We start from the raw sequence: 26,664 nt of genomic DNA on the forward strand, positions 1-26,664 counted from the left end.
GCAGGCCTGGCGCCGCCCCTGATTGTTCTCGGCCGCCCGCCGCAACCGGGCCCGCCGACCGATACGCGGAATTGAGTGACAACCATGCCAAAACGTACAGACATCAAAAGCATTCTGATCCTTGGCGCCGGCCCGATCGTGATCGGCCAGGCGTGCGAGTTCGACTACTCCGGCGCTCAGGCCTGCAAGGCGCTGCGTGAGGAAGGTTACCGGGTGATCCTGGTCAACTCGAACCCCGCCACCATCATGACCGACCCGGCCATGGCCGACGCGACCTACATCGAACCGATCAAGTGGCAGACCGTTGCCAAGATCATCGAAGCCGAGCGCCCGGATGCCTTGCTGCCGACCATGGGTGGCCAGACCGCGCTCAACTGCGCCCTGGACCTGGAGCGCGAAGGCGTTCTGGAGAAGTTTGGCGTGGAAATGATCGGCGCCAATGCCGACACCATCGACAAGGCTGAAGACCGTTCGCGTTTCGACAAGGCCATGAAGGCCATCGGCCTGGCCTGCCCGCGCTCGGGCATCGCCCACAGCATGGAAGAAGCCAACGCGGTCCTCGAGACCCTGGGCTTCCCGTGCATCATCCGCCCCTCGTTCACCATGGGCGGCACAGGTGGCGGCATCGCGTACAACCGCGAAGAGTTCGAAGAAATCTGCGCCCGCGGCCTGGACCTCTCGCCGACCAAGGAACTGCTGATCGACGAATCGCTGATCGGCTGGAAAGAGTATGAAATGGAAGTTGTCCGCGACAAGAAGGACAACTGCATCATCGTCTGCTCCATCGAGAACTTCGACCCGATGGGCGTGCACACCGGCGACTCCATCACCGTCGCGCCGGCGCAGACCCTGACCGACAAGGAATACCAGATCATGCGCAACGCCTCGCTGGCGGTGCTGCGTGAAATCGGCGTGGAAACCGGTGGTTCGAACGTGCAGTTCGGCATCTGCCCGGACACCGGCCGCATGGTCGTGATCGAAATGAACCCACGGGTATCGCGCTCCTCGGCGCTGGCATCCAAGGCCACCGGCTTCCCGATCGCCAAGGTCGCAGCCAAGCTGGCAGTGGGCTACACCCTCGACGAACTTCAGAACGACATCACCGGCGGCAAAACCCCGGCCTCGTTCGAGCCGTCCATCGACTACGTGGTCACCAAGCTGCCGCGCTTCGCCTTCGAGAAATTCCCCAAGGCAGACGCTCGCCTCACCACCCAGATGAAGTCGGTGGGTGAAGTGATGGCTATCGGCCGGACCTTCCAGGAATCGCTGCAGAAGGCCCTGCGTGGCCTGGAAGTAGGCGTGTGCGGCCTGGACCCTAAAGTAGAGCCGAGCAACCCGGAATACCACAGCATCCTCAAGCGCGAGCTGACCGTGCCTGGCGCCGAGCGCATCTGGTACGTGGCCGACGCCTTCCGCGCGGGCATGACCTGCGACGAAATCTTCGCCCTTACCAGCATCGACCACTGGTTCCTGGTTCAGATCGAAGACCTGATCAAGGAAGAAGAAAAGGTCAAAACCCTGGGCCTGGCCGATATCGACAAAGCCCTGATGTTCCGCCTCAAGCGCAAAGGCTTCTCTGACCAGCGCCTGGCCAAGCTGCTGGGTGTGACAGACAAGAACCTGCGCCGTCATCGCCACAAGCTGGAGATCTTCCCGGTCTACAAGCGCGTGGACACCTGCGCCGCCGAGTTCGCCACGGACACCGCCTACCTCTACTCCACCTATGAGGAAGAGTGCGAGGCCAACCCGTCCACCCGCGACAAGATCATGATCCTGGGTGGCGGGCCAAACCGTATCGGCCAGGGCATCGAGTTCGACTATTGCTGTGTGCACGCAGCCCTTGCACTGCGTGACGATGGTTACGAAACCATCATGGTCAACTGCAACCCGGAAACCGTTTCCACCGACTACGACACCTCCGACCGCCTGTACTTCGAGCCGCTTACCCTCGAAGACGTGCTGGAAGTGGTACGGGTCGAGAAGCCCAAGGGCGTGATCGTGCAGTACGGCGGCCAGACCCCGCTGAAACTGGCGCGCGCGCTTGAAGAAGCCGGCGTACCGATCATCGGTACCAGCCCGGACGCCATCGACCGCGCCGAAGACCGTGAGCGCTTCCAGCAGATGGTGCAGCGCCTGAACCTGCTGCAGCCGCCGAACGCCACCGTTCGCAGCGAAGAAGAAGCCATTCGCGCCGCTGGCACCATCGGCTACCCACTGGTGGTTCGCCCGTCCTATGTACTGGGCGGCCGCGCGATGGAAATCGTTTACGAGCTCGACGAGCTCAAGCGCTACCTCCGTGAAGCCGTGCAGGTATCCAACGACAGCCCGGTGCTGCTGGACCACTTCCTCAACTGCGCCATCGAGATGGACGTGGATGCGGTGTGCGACGGTACCGACGTGGTCATCGGCGCCATCATGCAGCACATCGAGCAGGCCGGTGTTCACTCCGGTGACTCCGCGTGCTCGCTGCCACCGTACTCGCTGCCTGCCCATGTGCAGGACGAAGTACGCGAGCAGGTCAAGAAGATGGCCCTGGAGCTGGGTGTTGTCGGCCTGATGAACGTGCAGTTGGCACTGCAAGGCGACAAGATCTACGTGATCGAGGTCAACCCGCGCGCCTCGCGTACCGTGCCGTTCGTGTCCAAGTGCATCGGCACCTCGCTGGCCATGATCGCAGCGCGTGTGATGGCCGGTAAAACCCTGAAGGAGCTGGGCTTCACCAAGGAAATCATCCCCAACTTCTACAGCGTGAAGGAGGCGGTATTCCCCTTCGCCAAGTTCCCTGGCGTGGACCCGATCCTGGGCCCGGAGATGAAATCCACCGGTGAAGTAATGGGTGTAGGTGACACCTTTGGTGAGGCCTTCGCCAAGGCCCAGATGGGCGCCAGCGAAGTGCTGCCTACCGGCGGTACCGCCTTCATCAGCGTACGTGACGACGACAAACCCTTCGTGGCTGGCGTAGCCTCGCAGCTGATCGAACTGGGCTTCCAGATCGTAGCCACCTCCGGCACCGCCAAGGTGATCGAAGAAGCAGGCCTTAAGGTGCGCCGCGTGAACAAGGTCACCGAAGGGCGGCCACATGTGGTCGACATGATCAAGAACGACGAAGTGACCTTGATCATCAACACCACCGAAGGCCGCCAGTCGATTGCCGACTCGTACTCCATTCGCCGCAACGCCTTGCAGCACAAGATTTACTGCACCACGACCATTGCCGCGGGCGAAGCCATCTGTGAGGCACTGAAATTCGGCCCCGAGAAAACGGTGCGCCGCTTGCAGGATCTACACGCAGGACTCAACGCATGAATAAATACCCGATGACTGTCCAGGGCCACCGCGCCCTGGAAGAGGAACATGCTCACCTCTCCAAGGTTGTTCGCCCCAAGCTGAGCCATGACATTGGCGTGGCGCGGGAGCTGGGCGACCTGAAGGAGAATGCCGAGTACCATGCTGCCCGCGAGCAACAGGGCATGGTCGAGGCGCGCATTCGCGACATCGAAGGCCGCCTGCAGAATGCCGTGGTGATTGACGTCAGCACCATCGAGCCGACCGGCAAGGTGATCTTCGGTACCACCGTGGAAATCGCCAATACCGAAACCGACGATCGCCTGAAGTATCAGATCGTTGGCGAGGATGAGGCGGATATCAAGGCTGGCAAGATTTCGGTCGGTTCGCCTATCGCCCGTTCCCTGATCGGGAAAACGGAAGGCGACATCGTGGTAGTGAAAACCCCGAGCGGCACCGTGGAGTACGAAATCATCGAGGTGTTGCACCTCTGATTATTCGCGAGCTACGCCGGTTGTCCGGCGTAGCTCGCGAACATCTCAAACCCGCCGAAAATATCCGGGTTACCGGTTAATGAAACCGGTGGATATTCGACAGCTGCTTGTTCGGCTGTGGATTGCGACGGTACACCAGCGCCATCTTGCCGATCACCTGCACCAGCTCCGCACGCCCGGCCTGGCAAAGGCTCGTGATCGTCTCCAGCCGTTGCTCACGGTCCAGGATGTTGACCTTCACCTTGATCAGTTCGTGGTCGGCCAGGGCACGCTCCAGCTCGGCCGCGACCCCTTCGGTAACGCCGTTGTCGGCTACGATCAATACCGGCTTGAGGTGGTGACCGATGGATTTGTACTGCTTTTTCTGCTCTGTATTGAGCGGCATAATCTGACCCTTTGAATGAAACCGTATAAAACGGCGGCCATTTTACCCGAGCGTGCCGGTCCAAGCCCAGCGACACGCATCGCCGTCTTACCCAGAGGTGCCCTGTGGCCCGTTCCAAGACAAGCCATAACTGGCTGAAAGAACATTTCAACGACCCCTACGTGAAGATGGCGCAAAAAGACGGCTATCGCTCACGGGCCAGCTACAAGCTGCTGGAAATCCAGGAGAAGGACCGGCTGATCCGCCCCGGCATGTCGGTTATCGACCTCGGCGCAGCGCCGGGTGGCTGGTCGCAGGTCACCAGCCGGCTGATCGGCGGCCAAGGCCGGCTGATCGCTTCGGACATTCTGGAAATGGACAGCATCCCCGACGTGACCTTCATCCAGGGGGACTTCACACAAGAGGCCGTGCTCGCGCAAATCCTCCAGGCGGTAGGTAGCAGCGAAGTCGACCTTGTTATTTCCGATATGGCCCCCAATATGAGTGGATTGAGCGCGGTGGACATGCCGCGTGCCATGTTCCTGTGCGAGTTGGCACTGGACCTGGCCGACCGGGTGCTCAAGCCAGGCGGCGATTTTCTCATCAAGATTTTCCAGGGTGAGGGCTTCGATACGTATCTCAAGACCGTTCGGCAGAAGTTCGAAAAGGTCCAGATGCGTAAGCCGCTGTCGTCGCGAGATCGTTCCAGGGAGCAATACCTTCTGGCGCGCGGGTTCAAGGGCTGACAGCTACACTCACAACGGGCTTGTGGCTGGCGATAGCTTTTTTCAAATGGTGGTCGCTGTGAAGCATAAGCGACTATTACGCAGTCAAAAGTTTCACAAAGCGTTACAAGCAGCGTCTGCGCATGCCTACGGTTGTGTAGTAAGTTAGGCCGATGGACATCATACGAAGCCTGGCGCTAGGTCTCAGAGACTGGCTTCAGAGGGTAGCGAATTGAACGATATGGCAAAGAATCTCATCCTGTGGCTGATCATCGCCGCCGTTCTGGTGACGGTGATGAACAATTTCTCGAGCCCCAACGAGCCGCAAACCCTCAATTACTCCGATTTCATCCAACAGGTGAAGGACGGCAAGATTGAGCGCGTGCAGGTCGACGGTTACGTAATCACCGGCAAGCGCAACGACGGCGACAACTTCAAGACCATCCGCCCGGCGATCCAGGACAACGGCCTGATCGGCGACCTGGTGGACAACAAGGTCGTGATCGAAGGCAAGCAGCCCGAGCAGCAAAGCATCTGGACCCAACTACTGGTCGCCAGCTTCCCCATACTCGTCATCATTGCCGTGTTCATGTTCTTCATGAGGCAGATGCAGGGCGGGGCAGGCGGGAAGGGCGGCCCCATGAGCTTTGGCAAGAGCAAGGCCAGGCTGCTTTCCGAAGATCAGGTGAAAACGACGCTCGCCGACGTGGCGGGCTGCGACGAAGCCAAGGAAGAAGTGGGCGAGCTGGTCGAGTTCCTTCGTGATCCCGGCAAGTTCCAGCGCCTGGGAGGGCGAATCCCTCGCGGCGTGCTGATGGTCGGCCCGCCGGGTACCGGTAAAACCCTTATCGCCAAGGCCATCGCCGGCGAGGCGAAAGTACCGTTCTTCACCATTTCGGGTTCGGACTTCGTTGAAATGTTTGTGGGTGTCGGTGCCAGCCGTGTTCGGGACATGTTCGAACAGGCTAAAAAGCACGCGCCCTGCATCATCTTCATCGACGAAATCGACGCCGTCGGCCGCCACCGTGGCGCCGGTATGGGCGGTGGTCACGACGAGCGCGAGCAAACCCTCAACCAGTTGCTGGTGGAGATGGACGGCTTTGAAATGAATGACGGGATCATCGTCATTGCAGCCACCAACCGTCCTGACGTGTTGGACCCTGCCTTGCTGCGCCCCGGCCGCTTCGACCGTCAGGTAGTAGTTGGTTTGCCAGATATCCGTGGCCGCGAGCAGATCCTGAAAGTGCACATGCGTAAAGTGCCGATGGGCGACGACGTGAATGCTGGCGTTATCGCTCGCGGCACACCCGGCTTCTCGGGCGCCGACCTGGCTAACCTGGTGAACGAGGCGTCGCTGTTCGCGGCTCGTGCTGGCAAGCGTATCGTTGAAATGCGTGAGTTCGAGCTTGCCAAGGACAAGATCATGATGGGCGCCGAGCGCAAGACCATGGTCATGTCCGACAAGGAAAAGCGCAACACCGCGTATCACGAAGCGGGCCACGCCATCGTCGGCCGCATCGTTCCTGAGCACGACCCGGTGTACAAGGTATCGATCATTCCTCGTGGCCGCGCCTTGGGTGTGACCATGTTCCTTCCCGAGGAAGATCGTTACAGCCTGTCCAAACGTGCCCTCATCAGCCAGATCTGCTCCCTGTACGGCGGCCGTATCGCCGAAGAAATGACCCTGGGCTTCGATGGCGTGACCACGGGCGCGTCCAACGACATCATGCGTGCCAGCCAGATTGCTCGGAACATGGTGACCAAGTGGGGGCTGTCCGAGAAGATGGGCCCGCTCATGTATGCCGAAGAAGAGGGTGAAGTGTTCCTTGGCCGTGGCGGCAGCTCGCAGAACGGTAGCCTGTCGGGCGAAACCGCGAAGATGATCGACGCTGAAGTTCGCAGTATCATCGATCACTGCTACACCACCGCCAAGCAGATCCTGGCGGACAACCGCGACAAGCTCGATGTCATGGCCGACGCGCTCATGAAGTATGAGACCATTGACGCGGATCAGATCGAAGACATCATGGCCGGCAGGCCGGTGCGCGAACCTCGGGACTGGACCGGAGGCTCCGGCTCTTCCGGAACCGCGGCCAAAGGCAGCGAGCGTCCGGAGGCGCCCATCGGCGGGCCCGCCGCTCAACACTAAGGCGTCGCATGACCTCTGCGCTGTACTCGACCCGGTTACCTTGTGGTAACCGGGTTCTTGATTTATCACGTACCCATGTCATGGGTATTCTCAACGTTACCCCCGACTCTTTCTCCGACGGTGGCCGCTTCAAGGGGCTCGACCGCGCGCTGGCTCATGCCCGTGCCATGGTCGACGCGGGCGCCACGCTCATTGACGTGGGCGGGGAATCCACTCGCCCGGGCGCATCGGCGGTATCCGTCCAGGAAGAGCTGGACCGGGTGTGTCCCGTGGTCGAGGCCATAGCCGGCGAACTGGATGTAGTGATTTCCGTGGACACGTCCACGCCAGAAGTCATTACCGAAAGCGCCGGCAGGGGCATGGGCTTGATCAACGATGTGCGCGCCTTGCGCCGGCCCGGTGCGCTGGAGGCAGCCGCAGGTACCCACGCTGCGGTATGCCTGATGCACATGCTCGGCGAGCCCGGCGATATGCAAGACAATCCTTACTACACTGATCTGGTCGGCGAAGTGTCCGATTTTCTCGCCGGGCGCGTGCTGGCCTGTCAGAATGTGGGCATAGACCCGTCGCGGATTATCCTTGACCCAGGGTTCGGCTTCGCGAAAACCCATGCTCACAACCTGAGCCTGTTCAAACACCTGCAAGGCTTGCACGCGCTTGGCCTCCCGTTGCTGGTAGGCGTTTCGCGCAAAAGCATCGTAGGCCAGGCGCTGAGCAAGCCTGTAACCGAGCGGCTGTTCGGCAGCCTGGCATTGGCGGCGTTGGCCATGGCCAAAGGCGCGCGGATCCTTCGCGTTCACGACGTTGCTGAAACAGTAGACGTGGTGCGCATGATCGCAGCGGTCGACGCGGCGGAATAAGAACGAACGGAGCACCTATGAGCAAGAAGTATTTTGGCACCGACGGAATTCGGGGCCGCGTCGGTCAATACCCAATCACCCCCGATTTCATGCTCAAGCTTGGCTGGGCTGCGGGCATGGCGTTCCGCAAGATGGGCGCATGCCGGGTTCTGGTGGGCAAGGACACGCGCATTTCCGGTTACATGTTCGAATCCGCGCTCGAAGCCGGCCTCTCGGCCGCCGGTGCGGACGTGATGCTGCTGGGGCCTATGCCTACGCCAGCCATTGCCTACCTCACCCGAACCTTCCACGCCGAAGCGGGCATTGTTATCAGCGCCTCGCATAACCCGCACCACGACAACGGGATCAAATTCTTCTCCGGGCAGGGCACCAAGCTGCCGGACGACATCGAACTGATGATCGAAGAGCTGATGGATCAGCCGATGACAGTGGCCGAGTCGGGCAGCCTGGGCAAGGTATCGCGTATCAACGACGCAGCCGGCCGCTACATCGAATTCTGCAAGAGCAGTGTTCCCACAAGCACTGATTTCGCTGGCCTCAAACTGGTTGTGGATTGCGCGCATGGCGCCACCTATAAAGTCGCCCCCAACGTGTTCCGTGAACTGGGTGCCCAGGTTACCGTCATTTCCGCCCAACCCGACGGCCTGAATATCAACGAAAACTGCGGCTCCACCCACATGGAAGCCTTGCAGGCCGCTGTGCTGCTCGGCCATGCGGACATGGGCATCGCCTTCGACGGTGACGGCGATCGTGTACTGATGGTCGACCACACCGGTGCCATCGTCGATGGCGACGAGCTGTTGTTCATCATCGCCCGAGATCTCAAGGAGCGCGGGCGGCTGGAGGGTGGCGTGGTCGGCACGCTGATGAGCAACCTGGGGCTGGAGCTGGCGCTGCAGGATCACGACATTCCGTTCACGCGGGCCAAGGTGGGCGACCGCTATGTCATCGCCGAGATGTCCGAGCGCCATTGGCCACTGGGCGGTGAAAACTCCGGGCATATCGTCTGCTCCCAGCACACCACCACCGGGGACGCGATCATTGCGTCGCTGCAAGTGTTGCTCGCGCTCAAGCGTCGTGGGGAGACGCTCGCCCAGGCCCGTCACGGCCTGCGTAAGTGCCCTCAGGTACTGATCAACGTGCGTTTCGGTGGCGGGCAGGACCCAACCAGCCATCCGGCGGTGGAGCAGGCGTGCGAACGCGTGACCACGGCCATGGGGGGTCGCGGGCGTGTGCTGCTACGCAAGTCCGGAACAGAGCCGCTTGTGCGTGTGATGGTCGAAGGCGATGAAGAAGTGCAGGTTCGCCGCTATGCCGAAGAGCTCGCCAAGCTTGTTGAAGAAGTTTGCGCCTGATTTGCCATCTGAAGGCTTGCCACTGCGCTTTGTTCTGGGTAACATCTGCGCCCACTTTGACCGACGGGGTAAAGTATGCGTCGCTTGATGGTAGCTGGTAACTGGAAAATGAACGGTACCCGCTCCAGCGTAGCGGAGCTGCTCAAGGGGTTGAAAAGTCAGGAGTTTTCAGCGACAGTAGACGTCGCGGTTTTCCCGACATTCCTCCACGTCAGCGAAGCGGTTGAAGCGTTGCGAGAGGTGGGCGTTGCAGTAGGGGCGCAAAACGTTGCTACCCAGTCGGGGCCAGGTGCCCTTACCGGTGAAGTTGCAGCGAGCCAGCTCAAGGATGCAGGTTGTTCGCTTGTCCTGATAGGGCATTCGGAACGCAGGCAGATTCTGGGCGAGGCTGAAAGCGTTCTCGTTGCGAAGTTCAAGGCTGCACAAGAGGCTGGGCTGGTACCGGTGCTCTGTGTAGGCGAAACCCTCGAGGATCGCAAAGCCGAACGAACTTTCGATGTGGTCGGTGCGCAGCTCGACAGCGTCATGGACGCGCTTGGTGTAGAGGTATTCTCCCAGGCAGTCATTGCTTACGAGCCGGTATGGGCGATTGGCACAGGTTTGACGGCAACGCCAGAGCAGGCTCAGGACGTGCATCATGCGATCCGGGCCAGGCTGGCAGCCAGGAATGCTGAAGTCGCACAAGGCGTGCGACTTTTATACGGCGGCAGCGTAAAGGCGGCCAACGCGGCTGATCTGTTCCGTATGCCGGATATCGACGGGGGGCTGATTGGTGGTGCCGCCCTGAATGCAGATGAGTTCGGTGCGATCTGTCGCGCCGCGGGAAGCTGACAACATGCTGGAAAACGTCGTTGTAGTGTTTCACCTGTTGGGTGCGCTCGGGGTAGTTGTCCTCGTGCTGCTTCAGCAGGGGAAAGGTGCAGAAGCAGGAGCATCTTTCGGCGCAGGTGCTTCAAATACTGTGTTCGGAAGCCAAGGTTCCTCTACCTTTCTAAGCAAGTTTACTGGTATACTCGCTGCATGTTTCTTCTTGACCAGCTTGGGGTTAGGATACTTTGCTAAGGAAAAGGCTCACCAGTTGAGTCAGGCAGGGCTTCCAAATCCAGCAGTGCTCGAAGTACCTCAGCAAAAGCCGGCGGCAGATGATGTTCCGGTGCTCAACGAGCAGAAAGGCGGGGTGAACACTAACGATGTTCCTCCAGCTCAAGAGCAGAAGTAACGGGTTTTAAGAGTTTTGCCGAGGTGGTGGAATTGGTAGACACGCAACCTTGAGGTGGTTGTGCCCATAGGGTGTAGGGGTTCGAGTCCCCTTCTCGGTACCATATACAAGGAGCCCGCATTTTTGCGGGCTTTCTTGTTCCAGCGCTGTTGATTGACCGTTCAGGCCCGAAGCCGTATACTTTCGGGCCAGTTATGTCGCGGGGTGGAGCAGTCTGGTAGCTCGTCGGGCTCATAACCCGAAGGTCGTTGGTTCAAATCCAGCCCCCGCAACCAGTTTTAGCGGAGCCCCTGTTCAGGGGCTTTTTGTTAGCTGATCAGCACATGCGTCGCTATCCGGCGGCGTTTCCAGTGTGGGCGTTTCGCCCATTTTTTATTTGCAAAGCATGCACGAGGGGGTTCAGTTGTCGAGCAAGCTAGAACAGTTGCAGGCCCTGCTGGCCCCAGTGGTCGAGGCGCTTGGTTATCAATGTTGGGGTATAGAGTACATATCCCAGGGTCGCCACTCACTGCTACGTATTTTTATTGATAAGGAAGGCGGTGTGCTCGTCGAGGACTGCGAAATCGTCAGTCGTCAGGTCAGCGGGGTACTTGATGTCGAAGACCCGATCGCTGTCGAGTACACGCTTGAAGTTTCCTCTCCAGGCATGGATCGCCCGTTGTTTACGCTGGAGCAGTTCGCTGCCCATGCCGGCGACCAGGTAAAAATCAAGTTGCGCACGCCTTTCGAAGGTCGGCGCAATTTTCAGGGCCTGCTTCGCGGTGTGGAAGAACAGGATGTGGTGGTCCAGGTCGATGACCATGAATTCTTGTTGCCGATCGATTCCATCGATAAAGCAAACATTATTCCCAGTTTTGACTGAGACGTTTCGGGTTCTGCGTGAATCGCGGAACCCAAAGGCTTGCGAAAGGCGAGGCGTACGATGAGTAAAGAAGTACTGCTGGTTGTTGAATCGGTATCCAATGAAAAGGGCGTACCGGCGGGTGTCATTTTTGAAGCACTGGAAATCGCCCTGGCTACCGCTACCAAGAAGCGGTTCGAGGACGAAGTAGACCTGCGCGTGGCGATCAACCGCCACACAGGCAGCTACGAGACGTTCCGCCGCTGGACCGTCGTCGAGGACGAAAACTTCGACGATCCGGCCATCCAGCTGGCTGTCGACCAGGCTCAGGCCCGCAAGCCTGACTCGGTTGCAGGCGACATCATCGAGGAAAAGATCGACTCCATCGAGTTCGGTCGCATCGCCGCGCAAACCGCCAAGCAAGTTATCGTGCAGAAAGTGCGCGAGGCCGAGCGTGCTCAGGTGGTCGATGCCTACCGCGAGAGGGTTGGCGAGATCATCTCCGGCACCGTAAAGAAGGTGACTCGCGACAACGTCATCGTGGACCTTGGCAACAATGCCGAGGCGCTGCTGGCGCGTGAAGACATCATCTCCCGCGAAACCTTCCGTGTTGGCGTGCGTGTTCGCGCGCTGCTCAAGGAAATCCGCAGCGAGAACCGCGGCCCGCAACTGATCCTGTCGCGCACTGCCCCGGAAATGCTCATCGAGCTCTTCCGTATCGAAGTACCGGAAATCGCCGAAGGCCTCATCGAAGTGATGGCCGCTTCCCGCGACCCGGGTTCCCGCGCGAAAATCGCGGTTCGCTCCAAGGACAAACGCATCGACCCTCAGGGCGCCTGCATCGGTATGCGCGGTTCCCGCGTACAAGCGGTGTCCGGCGAGCTGGGTGGCGAGCGTGTCGACATCGTCCTCTGGGACGATAACCCTGCACAGTTCGTCATCAACGCAATGTCCCCGGCGGAAGTCGCGGCCATCATCGTTGATGAGGACGCGCATGCCATGGATATCGCCGTTGCGGCTGACAACCTCGCCCAGGCCATCGGCCGCGGCGGGCAGAACGTTCGTCTGGCCAGCCAGCTGACCGGCTGGACGCTGAATGTCATGACCGAGTCCGATATCCAGGCTAAACAACAGGCCGAAACCGGCGACATCCTGCGCAATTTCGTCGAGCAACTCGAAGTCGACGAAGAGCTCGCCCAGGTTCTGGTTGACGAAGGTTTCACCAGCCTGGAAGAAATCGCCTACGTGCCTTTGGAAGAAATGCTCAACATCGATGGGTTCGATGAGGAGATCGTCAATGAGCTTCGTGCTCGGGCCAAGGATCGCCTGTTGACCGCTGCCATCGCCTCCGAGGAAAAGCTCGCTGACGCCCACCCGGCCGAAGACCTGCTTTCCCTTGAAGGTATGGACGCGGACCTTGCGAAGGAATTGGCGGTACGCGGCGTAATCAACCGCGAAGACCTGGCCGAGCAGTCTATTGACGATTTGCTCGACATCGACGGCATCGACCAAGAGCGTGCCGGCAAGTTGATCATGGCCGCCCGAGCCCATTGGTTCGAGTAACTGGCGCGGCCTGAGGAGAGAAGTGCATGACGCAAGTCACGGTGAAAGAACTGGCCCAAGAGGTCGCCGCACCGGTGGAGCGCCTGTTGCAACAGATGCGTGAGGCGGGGCTACCACATACCGACGCCGGCCAGGTTGTGACCGATACCGAAAAACAAGCGCTGTTGGCGCACCTGAAAAGCAGTCACAAGGCAAAAGTGGAAGAACCCCGCAAGATTACCCTGCAACGCAAGACCACCAGCACATTGCGCGTGGCCGGCAGCAAGACCATCAGTGTCGAGGTCCGTAAGAAGAAGACCTTCGTCAAGCAAAGCCCTGAGGAGATCGAGGCTCAACAACGCCGCGAACTCGAAGAGCGCCGCGCTGCTGAAAACGCTGCTCGCGACAAGATCAACGATCAGGTCCGCCTGCGCGCTGAAGAAGAGGCCCGCAAGGCCGCGCCTGCCGCCGAGGCCAGCCAGCCCGTGGCTGACGCGGTTGCACAGGCACCAGCCGTACGTGCTCCCGAGCCGGCCGCTGCACCCGAGCGTGCGCCACAGCCGACCCAGGTCGCTGAAGTGCGCAAGCGCGACGACGCACGCCGTCCGGACAAGCCCAAGGCAACCACCGACGACGATCGTCGTGGCGACCGCAAGAACCAGCCGCACCGCGCGACGGTGAAGGAAAAGGCGCCTACTCCGCGTGCCGCCCCACGTACCACCGACGAAGAGAGCGATGGCTTCCGTCGCGGTGGCCGTGGCAAGTCCAAGCTCAAGAAGCGCAACATGCACGGCTTCCAGAGCCCGACTGGCCCGGTTGTTCGTGACGTTGTGATTGGCGAAACCATCACCGTGTCCGACCTGGCGCAGCAGATGTCCGTCAAGGGCGCTGAAGTGGTTAAGTTCATGTTCAAGCTCGGCACCCCGGTTACCATCAACCAGGTGCTCGATCGGGACACCGCTCAGCTGGTCGCCGAAGAACTCGGCCACAAGGTCAAACTGGTCAGCGACAACGCCCTGGAAGAATCCCTGGCCGAATCGCTGCGCTATGAAGGCGAAACCGTCGCTCGTGCGCCGGTGGTTACCGTCATGGGCCACGTTGACCATGGCAAGACCTCGCTGCTCGACTACATCCGTCGTGCCAAGGTTGCTGCTGGCGAAGCCGGTGGTATCACTCAGCACATTGGTGCCTACCACGTCGAAACCGACCGTGGCATGGTTACCTTCCTCGACACCCCTGGCCACGCCGCGTTTACCGCCATGCGTGCTCGTGGTGCCAAGGCGACCGACATCGTCATCCTCGTGGTGGCGGCGGACGACGGCGTGATGCCGCAAACCATCGAAGCCGTTCAGCACGCCAAGGCTGCCGGTGTACCGCTGGTTGTCGCAGTGAACAAGATCGACAAGCCGGGCGCTGACCTGGACCGCATCCGCAGCGAGCTGTCGGTGCAGGGCGTGACCTCCGAAGAGTGGGGCGGCGATACCCCGTTCGTTCCGGTCTCCGCGAAAATGGGTACCGGTGTCGACGAACTGCTCGAAGCCGTTCTGCTTCAGGCTGAAGTACTCGAGCTCAAGGCAAGCCCGGCTGCGCCTGGCCGTGGCGTTGTGGTCGAGTCCCGTCTGGACAAGGGCCGCGGCCCGGTTGCGACCGTTCTGGTTCAGGACGGTACCCTGCGTCAGGGCGACATGGTGCTGGTAGGCTCGAACTTCGGCCGCATCCGCGCAATGCTCGACGAGAACGGCAAGAACGTGAAAGAAGCGGGCCCATCGATCCCGGTCGAGATTCTCGGCCTGGACGGTACCCCGGACGCCGGCGACGAAATGAGCGTAGTGGGCGACGAGAAGAAAGCCCGTGAAGTTGCCATGTTCCGTCAAGGCAAGTTCCGCGAGGTCAAACTGGCTCGCGCTCATGCCGGCAAGCTCGAGAACATCTTCGAGAACATGGGCCAGGAAGAGAAGAAAACCCTCAACATCGTGCTCAAGGCCGACGTGCGTGGTTCTCTCGAAGCCCTGCAGGGCGCCCTGGGCGGCCTGGGCAACGACGAAGTACAGGTTCGCGTCGTGGCTGGCGGTGTAGGCGGCATCACGGAAAGCGATGCCAACCTGGCCCTTGCCTCCAACGCAGTCGTGTTCGGCTTCAACGTGCGTGCCGATGCCGGTGCTCGCAAGATCGTCGAGCAGGAAGGCCTGGACATGCGTTACTACAACGTGATCTACGACATCATCGAAGACGTCAAGAAGGCCCTTACCGGCATGCTTGGCAGCGATGTCCGCGAGAACATCCTCGGCATCGCCGAAGTACGTGACGTGTTCCGTTCGCCGAAATTCGGCGCCATCGCCGGCTGTATGGTGCTCGAAGGTATCGTTCACCGGAATCGCCCGATTCGCGTACTGCGCGAAGACGTGGTGATCTTCGAGGGCGAACTCGAGTCGCTGCGCCGCTTCAAGGACGACATGTCCGAAGTGCGCGCCGGCATGGAGTGCGGTATTGGCGTGAAGAGCTACAACGACGTGAAAGTCGGTGACAAGATCGAAGTCTTCGAGAAGGTCCAGGTAGCTCGTACCCTCTAAGCTGTACTCAGGGAAGGCCCAGCGCCCGCCCTTAACGCAACGCCCGGTCCGGCTACTCGCTGGGTCGGGCGTTTGCCGCTTTCAAGCCGCCCGCCATGCGGGGGGTCGATACAGGTAGTCTTGCCATGGCAAAAGAATATAGCCGTACCCAACGCATCGGCGACCAGATGCAGCGCGAACTGGCGCAACTCATTCGGCGCGAAGTGAAAGACCCGCGCGTGGGTCTTGTCACCATTACCGCAGTAGAAGTCACACGCGACATTGGCCACGCCAAGGTCTACATCACCGTGATGGGTGACGACGGCGGCGAACAGGTCAAGCAGAGCGTGAAGGTGCTCAACGCGGCGGGCAGTTTCCTGCGCACGCAGCTGGGCCGGGAAATGAAGCTGCGCAGCGTTCCGCAGTTGCACTTCCACTATGACGAAAGCGTGTCGCGCGGGGCGCACCTCTCTGCCCTGATCGAACGCGCGGTCGCCGAGGACAGCCAGCACGCGCCGGCCTCGCCCGAGCCCAAAGATGTGGGCGAGGACTGACAGGTGGCTCAGGTCAAGCGTATACGCCGTAACGTGAGCGGCATCATCCTGCTGGACAAGCCCCAGGGCTTTACCTCCAACGCAGCGCTGCAGAAGGTGCGTTGGCTACTCAATGCCGAGAAGGCCGGCCACACCGGTAGCCTGGACCCTCTGGCCACGGGCGTATTGCCGCTGTGCTTCGGGGAGGCGACCAAGTTCTCGCAGTACCTGCTCGATTCCGACAAGGGCTACGAGACCGTCATGCAACTGGGTGTTACCACCACCACCGCCGATGCGGAAGGTGAGGTACTGCGCGAGCGTGAGGTGACCGTCGGTCGTGCTGACATCGAAGCGGTACTGCCCCACTTCCGTGGCCCTATCCAGCAGGTTCCGCCCATGTACTCGGCGCTCAAGCGTGACGGGCAGCCGCTGTACAAACTTGCGCGTGCCGGGGAAGTAGTGGAGCGCGAAGCGCGTTCTGTTACTATTGGCAGCCTTGAGTTGCTGGCGGTAGAGCAAACCCGGGCTACGCTGGCAGTGCATTGCACCAAAGGCACCTACATTCGAACCCTGGTCGAGGATATCGGCGAGCAGCTCGGTTGCGGGGCTTATGTGGCGCAGCTGCGGCGTACACAGGCGGGGCCGTTCAAGCTCGCGCAAACGATCACCCTCGAAGCCCTGGAACAGGCGCATGCCGAGGGTGGCAACGAGGCGCTGGACCAGTTCCTCCTGCCGGCCGACAGCGGCCTTCAGGATTGGCCGCTGCTGCAGTTCTCGGAACACAGTGCGTTCTACTGGCTCCATGGGCAGCCAGTTCGTGCCCCGGAGGCTCCGGCCTTTGGTATGGTGCGCGTACAGGATCACAACGGTCGCTTCATCGGTATCGGTGAAGTGAGCGAAGACGGGCGCATTGCGCCGCGTCGACTGATTCGGTCTGAATGACCGAACGAGGGTGGCTGTCATTAGGCGCGGTCACTCCTCCTATTAAACGACAGGGGTTTCCCCTGGCCTATTGGAATCGCTTGGCGGTTCCGTGAAATGGAGAACGCCTCATGGCACTCAGCGTTGAAGACAAAGCTCGTATCGTTGGTGAATATCAGCAAGCTGCTGGCGACACCGGTTCCCCGGAAGTGCAGGTAGCCCTGCTGACCCACAACATCAACAAGCTGCAGGACCACTTCAAAGCCAACGGCAAAGACCACCACTCGCGTCGTGGCCTGATCCGTATGGTTAACCAGCGTCGCAAGCTGCTGGACTACCTGAAGGGCAAAGACGCCACTCGCTACAGCGCCCTGATCGGTCGCCTGGGCCTGCGTCGCTGATAGCGGCCCGGCCAGTGGTGTGCACGGCCTCGCGACGGTCGCGCTTGATGCGCAATCGATGCAGGGGCTGGGCAACTCAATGAGGTTGGCGACCCGTCTCTTTCGAGCCTTGTGTTCGAGAGGGGCGGGTTTCCAGCCTCAAGTTTTATGGGGCCGGTGATACCCGGGCCCAGCGTTATCCGGACGTGGTACGGGCCGAAACCCGTTGGCGCCCAACTATTCGAGGCCAGGTAGGCAACGGCTTACTGGCTTGGTACAGATTCCCCCAAGAGCAAATGGAAGGTAGGAAACCGTGAACCCGGTAATCAAGCAATTTCAGTTCGGTCAGTCGACCGTAACCCTCGAGACTGGCCGCATCGCCCGTCAAGCCTCCGGCGCCGTGCTGGTCACCGTCGACAACGACGTGACCGTGCTGGTCACCGTGGTAGGTGCCAAGCAGGCTGATCCAGGCAAGGGCTTCTTCCCGCTGTCTGTTCACTACCAGGAAAAAACCTACGCGGCCGGCAAGATCCCTGGTGGCTTCTTCAAGCGTGAAGGCCGCCCGTCCGAGAAAGAAACCCTCACTTCCCGGCTGATCGACCGTCCGATCCGCCCGCTGTTCCCCGAAGGCTTCATGAACGAAGTGCAGGTTGTCTGCACCGTCGTGTCCACCAGCAAGAAAACCGATCCGGACATCGCCGCGATGATCGGTACCTCGGCTGCCCTGGCCATCTCCGGTATTCCGTTCGAAGGCCCGATCGGCGCTGCCCGTGTCGCGTTCCATGAAAGCACCGGCTACCTGCTGAACCCGACCTACGAGCAACTGGCCGCTTCCAGCCTCGACATGGTCGTGGCCGGTACCGCCGACGCCGTGCTGATGGTTGAATCCGAAGCCAAGGAATTGACCGAAGACCAGATGCTGGGCGCCGTGCTGTTCGCCCACGACGAGTTCCAGTCGGTGATCACCGCTGTGAAGGAACTGGCCGCCGAAGCCGCCAAGCCTACCTGGAACTGGGCCCCCAAGGCCGAGAACACCGAACTGCTTAACGCCATCCGTGGTGAAGTCGGTGCTGCTGTCTCCGAGGCTTACACCATCACCGTCAAAGCTGATCGCTATGCTCGCCTGGGCGAACTGCGCGACCAGGCTGTTGCCAAATTCTCCGGTGAGGAAGGCCAGCCAACCGCCGCCGAAGTAAAAGAAATTTTCGGCGAGATCGAATACCGCACCGTTCGCGAAAACATCGTGAATGGCAAGCCGCGTATCGATGGCCGTGACACCCGCACCGTTCGCCCGCTGAACATCGAAGTAGGTGTGCTGCCCAAGACCCACGGTTCGGCCCTGTTCACCCGTGGTGAAACCCAGGCACTGGTAGTAGCGACCCTGGGCACCGCCCGTGACGCACAGCTGCTGGACACCCTGGAAGGCGAGAAGAAAGACCCCTTCATGCTGCACTACAACTTCCCGCCGTTCTCGGTGGGCGAGTGTGGTCGCATGGGCGGTGCTGGCCGTCGCGAAATCGGCCACGGCCGTCTGGCCCGCCGCAGCGTCCAGGCCATGCTGCCGGACTCCAACGTGTTCCCCTACACCATCCGCGTTGTATCGGAAATCACCGAATCCAACGGCTCCAGCTCCATGGCCTCGGTGTGCGGTGCTTCGCTGGCACTGATGGATGCGGGTGTACCGATGAAAGCCCCGGTGGCCGGTATCGCCATGGGCCTGGTGAAAGAAGGCGAGAAGTTCGCCATCCTCACCGACATCCTGGGTGACGAAGACCACCTCGGCGACATGGACTTCAAGGTTGCCGGTACCGCCAAGGGCGTTACCGCACTGCAGATGGACATCAAGATCAACGGCATCACCGAAGAGATCATGGAAATCGCCTTGGGCCAGGCCCTGGAAGCGCGCCTGAACATCCTCGGCCAGATGAACCAGGTGATCGGCCAGTCGCGTAACGAGCTGTCTGCCAACGCGCCTACCATGATCGCGATGAAGATCGACACCGACAAGATCCGTGACGTTATCGGCAAGGGCGGCGCAACCATCCGCGCTATCTGCGAAGAAACCAAGGCTTCGATCGACATCGAAGACGACGGCACGATCAAGATCTTCGGCGAAACCAAGGAAGCTGCTGAAGCTGCCCGCCAGCGCGTACTGGGCATTACCGCAGAGGCCGAGATCGGCAAGATCTACATCGGCAAAGTAGAGCGCATCGTTGACTTCGGCGCCTTCGTGAACATCCTGCCAGGCAAGGACGGCCTTGTGCACATCTCGATGCTGAGCGATCAGCGCGTAGAGAAAGTGACCGACGTGCTGAAGGAAGGCCAGGAAGTGAAGGTACTGGTAATGGACGTGGACAACCGCGGCCGTATCAAGCTTTCGATCAAGGACGTACCAGCGGCGGAAGCCTCCGGCGTCTGATCACCTGATCGATCGTAATGATGAAAGGGCCCCGCTTCGGCGGGGCTTTTTTTATCCGGTTTTCGGCGATTCATGTCCCTGCAACTTGCACGCAAATTTTCGTCAGTGATTGCAGCTTGCACGATGGCATTCCGGTGCTCTAAATCATAAGTGACTGATTTATATAGATTAATCGCCAAGCGAACCGTTGGCACGGTGACTGCAACACTACTGTCACTCAGTGGCCAACAGGCTACGGGATATCCAAAAGAACAGGAGTGACTCCCATGAAAAAACTCGCTATCGCTGCCGCAGCTGCTTCCGTCATGGCGATGGGCCTGACCAATGTCGCCTTTGCCCAAACCACTCAAGCCGCGCAATCGCCTATGGTGCTGGCAGCGGGTGAAGTGGATCAGGCCAAGGAAGCGACCTCCGATACCTGGATCACCACCAAGGTCAAATCCGACCTGGTTACCGAAAAAGGCATTCCAGGTACTGACATCAAGGTTGAGACCAACAAGGGCGTCGTTTCCCTGTCGTCGACTGTCGAACTGAGCAAGGCTCAGAAAGACACCGCCGTCATGATCACCAAGAAAATCAAAGGCGTTAAAGCCGTTTCGGCTGATGGCCTGAAAACCAACTGATCCCGGTCGGTTGTAAAAGGAAGCCCCGCAATTGCGGGGCTTTCTCGTTTCTGAAGGTTAAAGTCCGGTTGCTATGGGGCTACGTCAAGGTGCAGCAGGCTGGTCACGCGGCCATTGGGCCCAGGCGTCTCCAGGCGAGCATCAATGAGGTAAACCCGATCATCAGAAAGCTTGCCTTGGGCAACCATGAAGTCCTTGATGCTGGCGGCGCGTGCCTGGCCGAGCTGGCGCAGGAGGGTATTGTTGTCACGCCATGAGTCGATAACCGCCACCCGAAGCTTCTGCTGCCGCTCCGCTGACGCCAGCGCCTGCCAATCCGCAGGCGGTTGTTGCTTGAGGCGTGTGCGGTAGATACCTTCCAGCAGCGCCGGTTTCTCCTCGGCTGGAACGGTGATCTGCGCCGCTTGCGCCGGCACTTTCTCGCCGCGCCGCTGCAAGATCTTGTACCACATGGCCTGGTATTCCCGCTCCAGCCGTTGCATTGCAATCAGCGGCCCATCACTCGCTGCCGCGCTCGCGCCTTCTACCTCAAGGCGTAGCTCAGGCTTCTGGTTCAAGGCGCTCGCTACTTTGAGCAGATCGGCCTGAGCCTGGGCGTCCAGCTCGCTGCTGCCGGGGTCGAAGGAGACGGTGCCGAGGTCTTCACCGCCGCCGCCCTGTACCAGGCTACCGAGCAGCCTGAATGGCGCCTGAGCCGCACGGACCATCAGGTTACGCAAGGTTTGCCATACCACCGGCATCACGCTGAACTGCGGATTGTTCAAGTCGCCCGACACGGGCAGTGCAATTGAAATCCGCCCATGGCTGTCCTTGAGCAAAGCGATCGCCAGTTTGATGGGCAGGTTGACCGCATCGGGGCTGTCCACCTTCTCGCCGAGTTCCAGCTGTTCCACCACCAGGTTGTTGTCGGCTTTGAGCTGCCCCTTGGTGATCTGGTAGTGAAGGTCCAGGTCCAGCCGGCCCTTGCGAATGCGGTACCCGGCGAATTTTCCGGAGTAAGGGGTAAGCGTGGTCAGCTCTACCCGGCGGAAATGGGTGGCGATGTCCAGGCTCGCCAGCGGGTCGAACGGCCTGAGGCTGCCTTCGATCGTAACCGGCGCGTAGCGATCCACTCGGCCTTTGATGTCCACGCGCGCGGCGAGAGGGCGCTGGTTGTCGAGGGTGCCTACCTGCCCGGTGAGTTGCTGGATGGCCGTGGCGAAGTTGGGGGTAAGGCTGAAATCCGCGAAGTTGGCAGAGCCGTCGCTGAAAGCAATGCCGCCGATGCGTATGGCAAGGGGCTTCGAGGGTTCGGTGGGCGCCCGCGGTACCGGCGGAGCGGCGGGCTGCGGGACCAGCAGGTCGTCAATGTTGGTGCTGCGGTCTTCATTGATCATGAAGCGGACGTAGGGCTGCGCCAGGGTGACCTGATCGATGCTCAGCCCCTCGCCGTGACGATAGTCGATACCGTCCAGGTTCAGGCGAGCCCAGCGCAGGAAGTCCCGGGACTTGAGCGTATCCAGCGTATGCAGCTGATTCACCTGGGCCTTGCCGGTGACGGTAAACGCCAGCGGCGCGGTATTGCTCAGCGCTACGCTCAGGTCGCTGTCGAGCATGCCGCTGCGCAATTCCAGGCGCATGAAGGGCGTGATGTAGGCCTGGGCGATACGCAGGTCGATGTCCCGGGTGGTAACCGCGAACTCGCCACTCACGGGGCTCAGAGACAGTTGCCCCTTGGCCTGCAGCTTGCCTTGGCGCCCAACGCCAGTATCGATGTCCACGCGTACTGGCTGGCCATTGATGCTGTCGTAACCGCTCACCTGCACGTTCAGTGGGGCAAGGTCCAACTCAACCGGGTCGGCGGCTGACCTGTCCGCGAGGTGCACCCGGGCGTCGCTCAGGCGCGCATCGTTGAGCGTGATGCGCCACGGCTGTGCCTCGGCGGTGGGTGCGGGCGGTGGGGCAGCCGGGGCGGGTGGGTTTGGCGAGCTGAACAACCGTTGCCAGTCAAGCCGGCCATCCGCTTCGCGTGCGGCCCAGGTTTCCAATTGCTGGGCCGCAATGCTGGAAAGCGTCACATGGCGCTGTGCGAGATCGAAAGAAGCGCCCGTAACGTCCAAAGCCTTCAAGCGTACCAGGGGCTTGCCGTCGGGGCTGGCCATGGCGAAGGGTGCCAAGCTCAACCGAGCGTTGCTCACAACCACCTGGGCCTGCCAGGTCAGGTCCAGGGTGTAATCAAGACCGGCGCTCACCTGCCCCTGCTCCAGCTTCAAGGGCGCGGCGGCTTGCACGTAAGGCCACCACGTTTGCAAGGGGGCATTGGTAAGCGTGAGATGGCCCTTGGAGGTAAACGGGAAAAGCGAGAAGCGTCCGGCCCATTCCAGTTTCCCTACCAATGGGCCCCGCGCCGTCAGTTCCATTTCCGCGTCGCCCTTGGGCAGGGTGGTCAGGTGCCGAAGCTGGAAGTCCATCGCGTCGTAGGTGAATTCCACCGGTGCCTTCGAGCGGGCATCACGGAAGTGCACATAGCCTTGGCTCAGCGCCAGCGTGTCAATCGTGACGGGGAACGGCGAGTCGTCTTCGGTGGTTGCCGGCTGCTCGGCGGCGTTGGAAGGCTTGAACAACTGGGCAAGGTTGAGCGTGCCGTCTGCGGCGATCAATACCTGCACCCGGGGCTGAACCAGCTCGACGCTTGCCAGGTGTACCTGACGGCGCCACAGGCTATCGACCTGTAAATTGGCTGCCAGCCGTTGGAACCCCACCTGCTCGGCCCCTGCTTCTCCGAACCTGAGGCCGTACAGCTCCAGCTGCAGGGTGAACGGGTTGAACCGGATTTGCTCCAGGCGCGCTGGCACGGCGGCCAGCTCGGCGAGCTTGTCGTTGGTAATGCGCAGGGCAACGACCGGCGCGACCCAGAACCCCAACAGGGCATACAACGCCAGAGCAATCAGCACCCCGGCGCCGATGCGTAGCAATCTGATGGGCATGTCGGCTTCGCTTGATCAGGAAAGGTGCGTTGGAGTGTAACGCAGCCGTTGGGTTCCCGGCGGCAGCTCCAAGCCTCAAGCTTCAAGCCGCAAGTAAGAGCAATACGCGGCGCTCTTTCTTGCAGCTTGCCGCTTACAGCTTACGGCTTATCAGGGCCGTTCGATGGCCAGGGCAACGCCTTGACCGCCGCCGATGCACAGCGTGGCCAGCCCTTTCTTCACGTCCCGGCGGATCATTTCATGCAGGAGGGTAACCAGTACACGGCAGCCGGAGGCGCCAATGGGGTGCCCGAGCGCGATCGCACCGCCGTTCACGTTCACCTTGTTCATGTCCCAGCCCAGTTCGCGTGAAACCGCTAGGGCCTGGGCCGCGAATGCCTCGTTGGCTTCGATCAGGTCGAGGTCTTCAAGGGCCCAGCCAGCTTTCTCGAGGCACCGCCGTGTGGCGCTGACCGGGCCGATGCCCATGATGGCGGGGTCTACGCCGGCGTTGGCGTAGCCGGCAATGCGCGCCAGTACCGGCAAGCCAAGGGCTGCGGCTTTTTCAGCGCTCATGAGAATGACCGCGGCGGCGCCGTCATTCAGCGAAGAGGCGTTCCCGGCGGTAACCGAGCCATCTTTTTTGAACGCGGGTTTGAGCTTGGCCAGTGCTTCGACGGTGGTACCGGCACGAGGCTGTTCGTCATCGACGATCTGCAGCGGGTCGCCCTTGCGCTGGGGCACGCTGACAGGCGTGATTTCGCTATGGAAGCGGCGAGACTCGACCGCAGCGGCGGCCTTGTGCTGGGACGCCGCAGCGAAGGTGTCCTGGTCTTCCCGGCTGATGCCGTATTTCTCTACCAGGTTCTCGGCCGTGATGCCCATGTGGTAATCATTGAAGGCATCCCACAGGCCATCGCTGATAAGCGTGTCCACCATGGTGGCATGGCCCATGCGCAGCCCGGTGCGGGCGCCCGGAAGCACATAGTTGGCCAGGCTCATGCTTTCCTGCCCGCCGGCAATGATCACATCGGCGTCGCCGCAGCGAATCGACTGCGTAGCCAGGTGCAGCGCCTTCAGGCCAGAGCCGCACACCTTGTTCACCGTCATGGCCGGCACGGCTGGTGGTAAGCCTGCCTTGATGGAGGACTGCCGTGCGGGGTTCTGGCCTGCGCCGGCGGTGAGCACCTGGCCGAGAATGACCTCGTCCACCTCTGCCGGCGCCAGGCCGGTGTCGCTGAGCAACTGGCGGATCACCGTTGCCCCTAGCTCAACCGCGGAAACGGCTGCCAAGGCGCCTTGGAAACTGCCCACGGGGGTGCGCTTGGCAGCGACGATAACGACCTCTTTCATGCGCTTCGATCCTCATTGTTTTTGGCTGGCCTGGGTAGGCTGGAGATAGCGGAGTGGGCGCATGTTGGCATATTTGTATCTGTTGCGCCTACGTACGGCGCAGCACTAGCCCGGCATTCCCAAGCGTTGGCGGCATACGGACTGTGGCCCGAACAGGCCTGGGTCGCCAGGGGACGAGCGTAGATCCAGCTGCCCCAGCGCCAGGCCGGTCAGGCTGAGCACCTGACGTTCGACCCCGCGCCGGAGGGCTTCGATCATCCAGCGATTCAGCCGCGGTGACGGCTGCGGAAGAAGTCGATCAGGCCTTGAGTGGAGGCGTCTTCTGCCGGCTCCTCTACATCGCCGATCAGGCGCTGGTACACGTTCTTGCCAAGCTCCTTGCCCAGTTCCACGCCCCACTGGTCGAAGGCGTTGATACCCCACACCACGCTCTGTACGAACACTTTGTGTTCATACATGGCCACCAACGCACCCAGGCGGCGAGGGCTGATACGTTCCACCACCAGTGTATTGCTCGGCCGGTTGCCCGGGATGACCTTGTGCGGTGCAAGCCGCTCCACTTCTGCCTCTGCCACGCCCTTGGAGCGCAGCTCGGCCTCGGCTTCGGCACGGGTTTTACCCAGCATCAGCGCCTGGCTTTGAGACAGGCAGTTGGCGAACAGCCATTGATGATGGTCGGCAACCGGGTTGAAGCTCACCACTGGCACGATGAAGTCTGCGGGGATCAGCTGGGTGCCTTGATGCAGCAACTGGTGATAGGCGTGTTGCCCGTTGGCACCCACGCCGCCCCAGATCACAGGGCCGGTGTCGGTCACAACGGGAGAGCCATCCTGACGCACGCTCTTGCCGTTGGATTCCATGTCCAGCTGCTGCAAGTGCTTGGTGATGTTGCGCAGGTAATGGTCGTAGGGGAGGATCGCGTGGCTTTGCGCCCCCCAGAAATTCCCGTACCACACCCCCAGCAACGCCAACAGAACCGGCATGTTGCGCGAGAACGGGGCAGTCTGGAAATGCTGGTCCATGGTGTGTGCGCCGGACAGCAATTCCTTGAAGTTCGCCGTACCGATGGACAGGGCGATCGGAAGGCCGATGGCAGACCATAGCGAATAACGCCCACCTACCCAGTCCCACATCGGGAAGATGTTTTCTTCACGGATACCAAAGGCGACCGCGGCGGCATTGTTGCTGGATACCGCGATGAAGTGTCGGTGCAGCTCAGCTTCCGAGCCACCCTGTGCCAGGTACCAGGCCCGGGCCGCTTGGGCGTTTTTCAAGGTTTCCAGCGTGCCGAAGGACTTGGACGACACGATGAACAGGGTGGTTTCGGCCCGAAGTTTCGCCGACAGTTCATGGAATTCACTGCCGTCGATGTTGGCCAGGTAATGGCAACGCACACCTTTCTGACTGTAAGGCAGCAGGGCTTCGGAGACGAGCTCAGGGCCGAGGAAAGAGCCACCAATACCGATATTCACGACATCGGTGATTGGTTTTTCGGTGTAACCACGCCACAGGCCATCGTGGATGCGGGTAACCAGTTCGGTGATCTGCCCAAGCACCTTGTGCACTTCGGGCATGATGTTGGTGCCGCCCACCTTCAGCTTGTCACCGATGGGGCGGCGCAAGGCGGTGTGCAGGGCGGGGCGGCCTTCGGACGCGTTCAGGATCTCGCCATCGAACATCGAGTTGATCGCTTCGGACAGCTTTACCTCGTTGGCCAGCTGCACCAGCAGGTCACGGGTTTCCTTGGTGATCAGGTTCTTGGAATAGTCGAGGAACAAGCCACAGGCGCTGAGCGAGAAAGTGCCGAAGCGCTCGGGGTCGGCCTGGAAGGCTTCGCGCATGCTGAAATGCTGCATGGCGGCGCGGTGCTCTTTGAGCGCCTGCCAGGCGGGAAGGGCGGTCACGTCATGAGGATTGCGGTAGTACGCCATCTCTGCAAGTTTCCTTTTACTTGGTCAGCCTCTTGGACACTACGGGGGGCGGCCGGGTTGCTTTGTATTTGAGCTGCCAGAGCACGAGGCAGCGTTTGGCCGGAGCATCACGGTAACGCTTGTGCAGGGCGCTGTCTGCGCCTGCATCCAAGCGTTTCCGATACTATCTTATGTCA

General features: G+C 60.8%; 20 protein-coding genes, 2 tRNA genes and 1 pseudogene. 18 read left to right on the forward strand and 5 right to left on the reverse strand.

All coding sequences use genetic code 11. The features are described from left to right. The first annotated feature begins 84 nt into the window (after window positions 1–84). Both carB and greA read left to right on the forward strand, forming a co-directional pair. Window positions 85–3,306: a carbamoyl-phosphate synthase large subunit gene (carB, locus tag AC3Z8Y_RS02795; protein WP_490088368.1), complete on the forward strand. Its 3,222-nt coding sequence runs from the start codon at window positions 85–87 to the stop codon at window positions 3,304–3,306. After that, a complete protein-coding gene (gene greA, locus AC3Z8Y_RS02800) occupies window positions 3,303–3,779 on the forward strand; it encodes a transcription elongation factor GreA (RefSeq protein WP_490088369.1) in 477 nt (158 codons plus the stop codon). The genes carB and greA overlap by 4 nt, the downstream gene beginning before the upstream one ends. 76 nt (window positions 3,780–3,855) lie before the next feature. Here greA and yhbY read toward each other — a convergent pair whose 3' ends face one another. Beyond that, window positions 3,856–4,164 (reverse strand): ribosome assembly RNA-binding protein YhbY, encoded by a 309-nt coding sequence (gene yhbY / locus AC3Z8Y_RS02805; RefSeq protein ID WP_181117726.1) that lies wholly within the window; start codon window positions 4,162–4,164, stop codon window positions 3,856–3,858. A gap of 104 nt (window positions 4,165–4,268) precedes the next feature. Between yhbY and rlmE the strand changes: the two genes are divergently transcribed. The 16 genes from rlmE to AC3Z8Y_RS02885 all read left to right on the forward strand — a co-directional run bounded on the left by rlmE (window position 4,269) and on the right by AC3Z8Y_RS02885 (window position 20,259). After that, window positions 4,269–4,889 carry a 23S rRNA (uridine(2552)-2'-O)-methyltransferase RlmE gene (gene rlmE, locus AC3Z8Y_RS02810; RefSeq protein WP_181117727.1) on the forward strand — a complete coding sequence of 207 codons (621 nt, stop codon included), beginning with the start codon at window positions 4,269–4,271 and terminating at the stop codon, window positions 4,887–4,889. Between the two features lie 220 nt (window positions 4,890–5,109). Continuing rightward, complete coding sequence (gene ftsH / locus AC3Z8Y_RS02815; protein ID WP_490088370.1) at window positions 5,110–7,017, forward strand: ATP-dependent zinc metalloprotease FtsH; 1,908 nt, start codon at window positions 5,110–5,112, stop codon at window positions 7,015–7,017. 8 nt (window positions 7,018–7,025) lie between these two features. Beyond that, window positions 7,026–7,877: a dihydropteroate synthase gene (gene folP / locus AC3Z8Y_RS02820; protein ID WP_490088371.1), complete on the forward strand. Its 852-nt coding sequence runs from the start codon at window positions 7,026–7,028 to the stop codon at window positions 7,875–7,877. Window positions 7,878–7,894: 17 nt separating this feature from the next. After that, entirely contained in the window at window positions 7,895–9,232 is a 1,338-nt protein-coding gene (gene glmM / locus AC3Z8Y_RS02825) for a phosphoglucosamine mutase (RefSeq protein WP_490088372.1), read from the forward strand. A 75-nt stretch (window positions 9,233–9,307) separates the two neighbouring features. Next, the gene (gene tpiA, locus AC3Z8Y_RS02830; RefSeq protein ID WP_490088373.1) at window positions 9,308–10,063 is read left to right on the forward strand and encodes a triose-phosphate isomerase; all 756 of its coding nucleotides are present in this window, start codon (window positions 9,308–9,310) and stop codon (window positions 10,061–10,063) included. 4 nt (window positions 10,064–10,067) lie between these two features. Then, window positions 10,068–10,451, forward strand: a complete 384-nt coding sequence (secG, locus tag AC3Z8Y_RS02835; protein ID WP_490088374.1) for a preprotein translocase subunit SecG — start codon at window positions 10,068–10,070, stop codon at window positions 10,449–10,451. A gap of 17 nt (window positions 10,452–10,468) precedes the next feature. After that, window positions 10,469–10,554 (forward strand) — tRNA-Leu (locus AC3Z8Y_RS02840). A 95-nt stretch (window positions 10,555–10,649) separates the two neighbouring features. Next, window positions 10,650–10,726: transfer RNA gene (locus AC3Z8Y_RS02845), tRNA-Met, on the forward strand. Between the two features lie 128 nt (window positions 10,727–10,854). Next, window positions 10,855–11,313: a ribosome maturation factor RimP gene (gene rimP / locus AC3Z8Y_RS02850; RefSeq protein ID WP_181117766.1), complete on the forward strand. Its 459-nt coding sequence runs from the start codon at window positions 10,855–10,857 to the stop codon at window positions 11,311–11,313. 60 nt (window positions 11,314–11,373) lie between these two features. Then, the gene (gene nusA / locus AC3Z8Y_RS02855) at window positions 11,374–12,855 is read left to right on the forward strand and encodes a transcription termination factor NusA (RefSeq protein ID WP_490088375.1); all 1,482 of its coding nucleotides are present in this window, start codon (window positions 11,374–11,376) and stop codon (window positions 12,853–12,855) included. A 26-nt stretch (window positions 12,856–12,881) separates the two neighbouring features. After that, window positions 12,882–15,404, forward strand: a complete 2,523-nt coding sequence (gene infB, locus AC3Z8Y_RS02860) for a translation initiation factor IF-2 (protein ID WP_490088376.1) — start codon at window positions 12,882–12,884, stop codon at window positions 15,402–15,404. A gap of 125 nt (window positions 15,405–15,529) precedes the next feature. Beyond that, entirely contained in the window at window positions 15,530–15,937 is a 408-nt protein-coding gene (gene rbfA, locus AC3Z8Y_RS02865; RefSeq protein WP_490088377.1) for a 30S ribosome-binding factor RbfA, read from the forward strand. Window positions 15,938–15,940: 3 nt separating this feature from the next. Then, entirely contained in the window at window positions 15,941–16,858 is a 918-nt protein-coding gene (truB, locus tag AC3Z8Y_RS02870) for a tRNA pseudouridine(55) synthase TruB (protein WP_490088378.1), read from the forward strand. A 110-nt stretch (window positions 16,859–16,968) separates the two neighbouring features. Beyond that, complete coding sequence (gene rpsO, locus AC3Z8Y_RS02875) at window positions 16,969–17,238, forward strand: 30S ribosomal protein S15 (RefSeq protein WP_490088379.1); 270 nt, start codon at window positions 16,969–16,971, stop codon at window positions 17,236–17,238. Window positions 17,239–17,530: 292 nt separating this feature from the next. Further along, entirely contained in the window at window positions 17,531–19,636 is a 2,106-nt protein-coding gene (gene pnp, locus AC3Z8Y_RS02880; protein ID WP_490088380.1) for a polyribonucleotide nucleotidyltransferase, read from the forward strand. A 266-nt stretch (window positions 19,637–19,902) separates the two neighbouring features. Further along, complete coding sequence (locus AC3Z8Y_RS02885; RefSeq protein WP_490088381.1) at window positions 19,903–20,259, forward strand: BON domain-containing protein; 357 nt, start codon at window positions 19,903–19,905, stop codon at window positions 20,257–20,259. 71 nt (window positions 20,260–20,330) lie between these two features. Here the strand turns inward: AC3Z8Y_RS02885 and AC3Z8Y_RS02890 are convergent, their stop codons facing one another. The 4 genes and pseudogenes from AC3Z8Y_RS02890 to pgi all read right to left on the reverse strand — a co-directional run bounded on the left by AC3Z8Y_RS02890 (window position 20,331) and on the right by pgi (window position 26,488). Then, a complete protein-coding gene (locus AC3Z8Y_RS02890; RefSeq protein WP_490088382.1) occupies window positions 20,331–23,225 on the reverse strand; it encodes a DUF748 domain-containing protein in 2,895 nt (964 codons plus the stop codon). 150 nt (window positions 23,226–23,375) lie between these two features. After that, window positions 23,376–24,557, reverse strand: coding sequence for an acetyl-CoA C-acetyltransferase (locus AC3Z8Y_RS02895; RefSeq protein WP_490088383.1), 1,182 nt, complete (start codon window positions 24,555–24,557; stop codon window positions 23,376–23,378). Window positions 24,558–24,689: 132 nt separating this feature from the next. After that, window positions 24,690–24,812: pseudogene (locus AC3Z8Y_RS02900) on the reverse strand (oxygenase MpaB family protein); the annotation flags it as partial. Between the two features lie 11 nt (window positions 24,813–24,823). After that, window positions 24,824–26,488, reverse strand: a complete 1,665-nt coding sequence (gene pgi, locus AC3Z8Y_RS02905) for a glucose-6-phosphate isomerase (protein WP_490088384.1) — start codon at window positions 26,486–26,488, stop codon at window positions 24,824–24,826. Window positions 26,489–26,664: the final 176 nt, after the last annotated feature.

The sequence above is a fragment of the Pseudomonas sp. 3MAES_34.3B genome (assembly GCF_058145875.1).

Excerpts from the sequence above, each read along its gene's own strand:
- carB (WP_490088368.1), top strand. The coding sequence starts at position 85 with ATGCCAAAACGTACAGACATCAAAAGCATTCTGATCCTTGGCGCCGGC.
- greA (WP_490088369.1), top strand. The coding sequence starts at position 3,303 with ATGAATAAATACCCGATGACTGTCCAGGGCCACCGCGCCCTGGAAGAG.
- yhbY (WP_181117726.1), bottom strand. The coding sequence starts at position 4,164 with ATGCCGCTCAATACAGAGCAGAAAAAGCAGTACAAATCCATCGGTCAC.
- ftsH (WP_490088370.1), top strand. The coding sequence starts at position 5,110 with ATGGCAAAGAATCTCATCCTGTGGCTGATCATCGCCGCCGTTCTGGTG.
- folP (WP_490088371.1), top strand. The coding sequence starts at position 7,026 with ATGACCTCTGCGCTGTACTCGACCCGGTTACCTTGTGGTAACCGGGTT.
- glmM (WP_490088372.1), top strand. The coding sequence starts at position 7,895 with ATGAGCAAGAAGTATTTTGGCACCGACGGAATTCGGGGCCGCGTCGGT.
- tpiA (WP_490088373.1), top strand. The coding sequence starts at position 9,308 with ATGCGTCGCTTGATGGTAGCTGGTAACTGGAAAATGAACGGTACCCGC.
- secG (WP_490088374.1), top strand. The coding sequence starts at position 10,068 with ATGCTGGAAAACGTCGTTGTAGTGTTTCACCTGTTGGGTGCGCTCGGG.
- nusA (WP_490088375.1), top strand. The coding sequence starts at position 11,374 with ATGAGTAAAGAAGTACTGCTGGTTGTTGAATCGGTATCCAATGAAAAG.
- infB (WP_490088376.1), top strand. The coding sequence starts at position 12,882 with ATGACGCAAGTCACGGTGAAAGAACTGGCCCAAGAGGTCGCCGCACCG.
- rbfA (WP_490088377.1), top strand. The coding sequence starts at position 15,530 with ATGGCAAAAGAATATAGCCGTACCCAACGCATCGGCGACCAGATGCAG.
- rpsO (WP_490088379.1), top strand. The coding sequence starts at position 16,969 with ATGGCACTCAGCGTTGAAGACAAAGCTCGTATCGTTGGTGAATATCAG.
- AC3Z8Y_RS02885 (WP_490088381.1), top strand. The coding sequence starts at position 19,903 with ATGAAAAAACTCGCTATCGCTGCCGCAGCTGCTTCCGTCATGGCGATG.
- AC3Z8Y_RS02890 (WP_490088382.1), bottom strand. The coding sequence starts at position 23,225 with ATGCCCATCAGATTGCTACGCATCGGCGCCGGGGTGCTGATTGCTCTG.
- AC3Z8Y_RS02895 (WP_490088383.1), bottom strand. The coding sequence starts at position 24,557 with ATGAAAGAGGTCGTTATCGTCGCTGCCAAGCGCACCCCCGTGGGCAGT.
- pgi (WP_490088384.1), bottom strand. The coding sequence starts at position 26,488 with ATGGCGTACTACCGCAATCCTCATGACGTGACCGCCCTTCCCGCCTGG.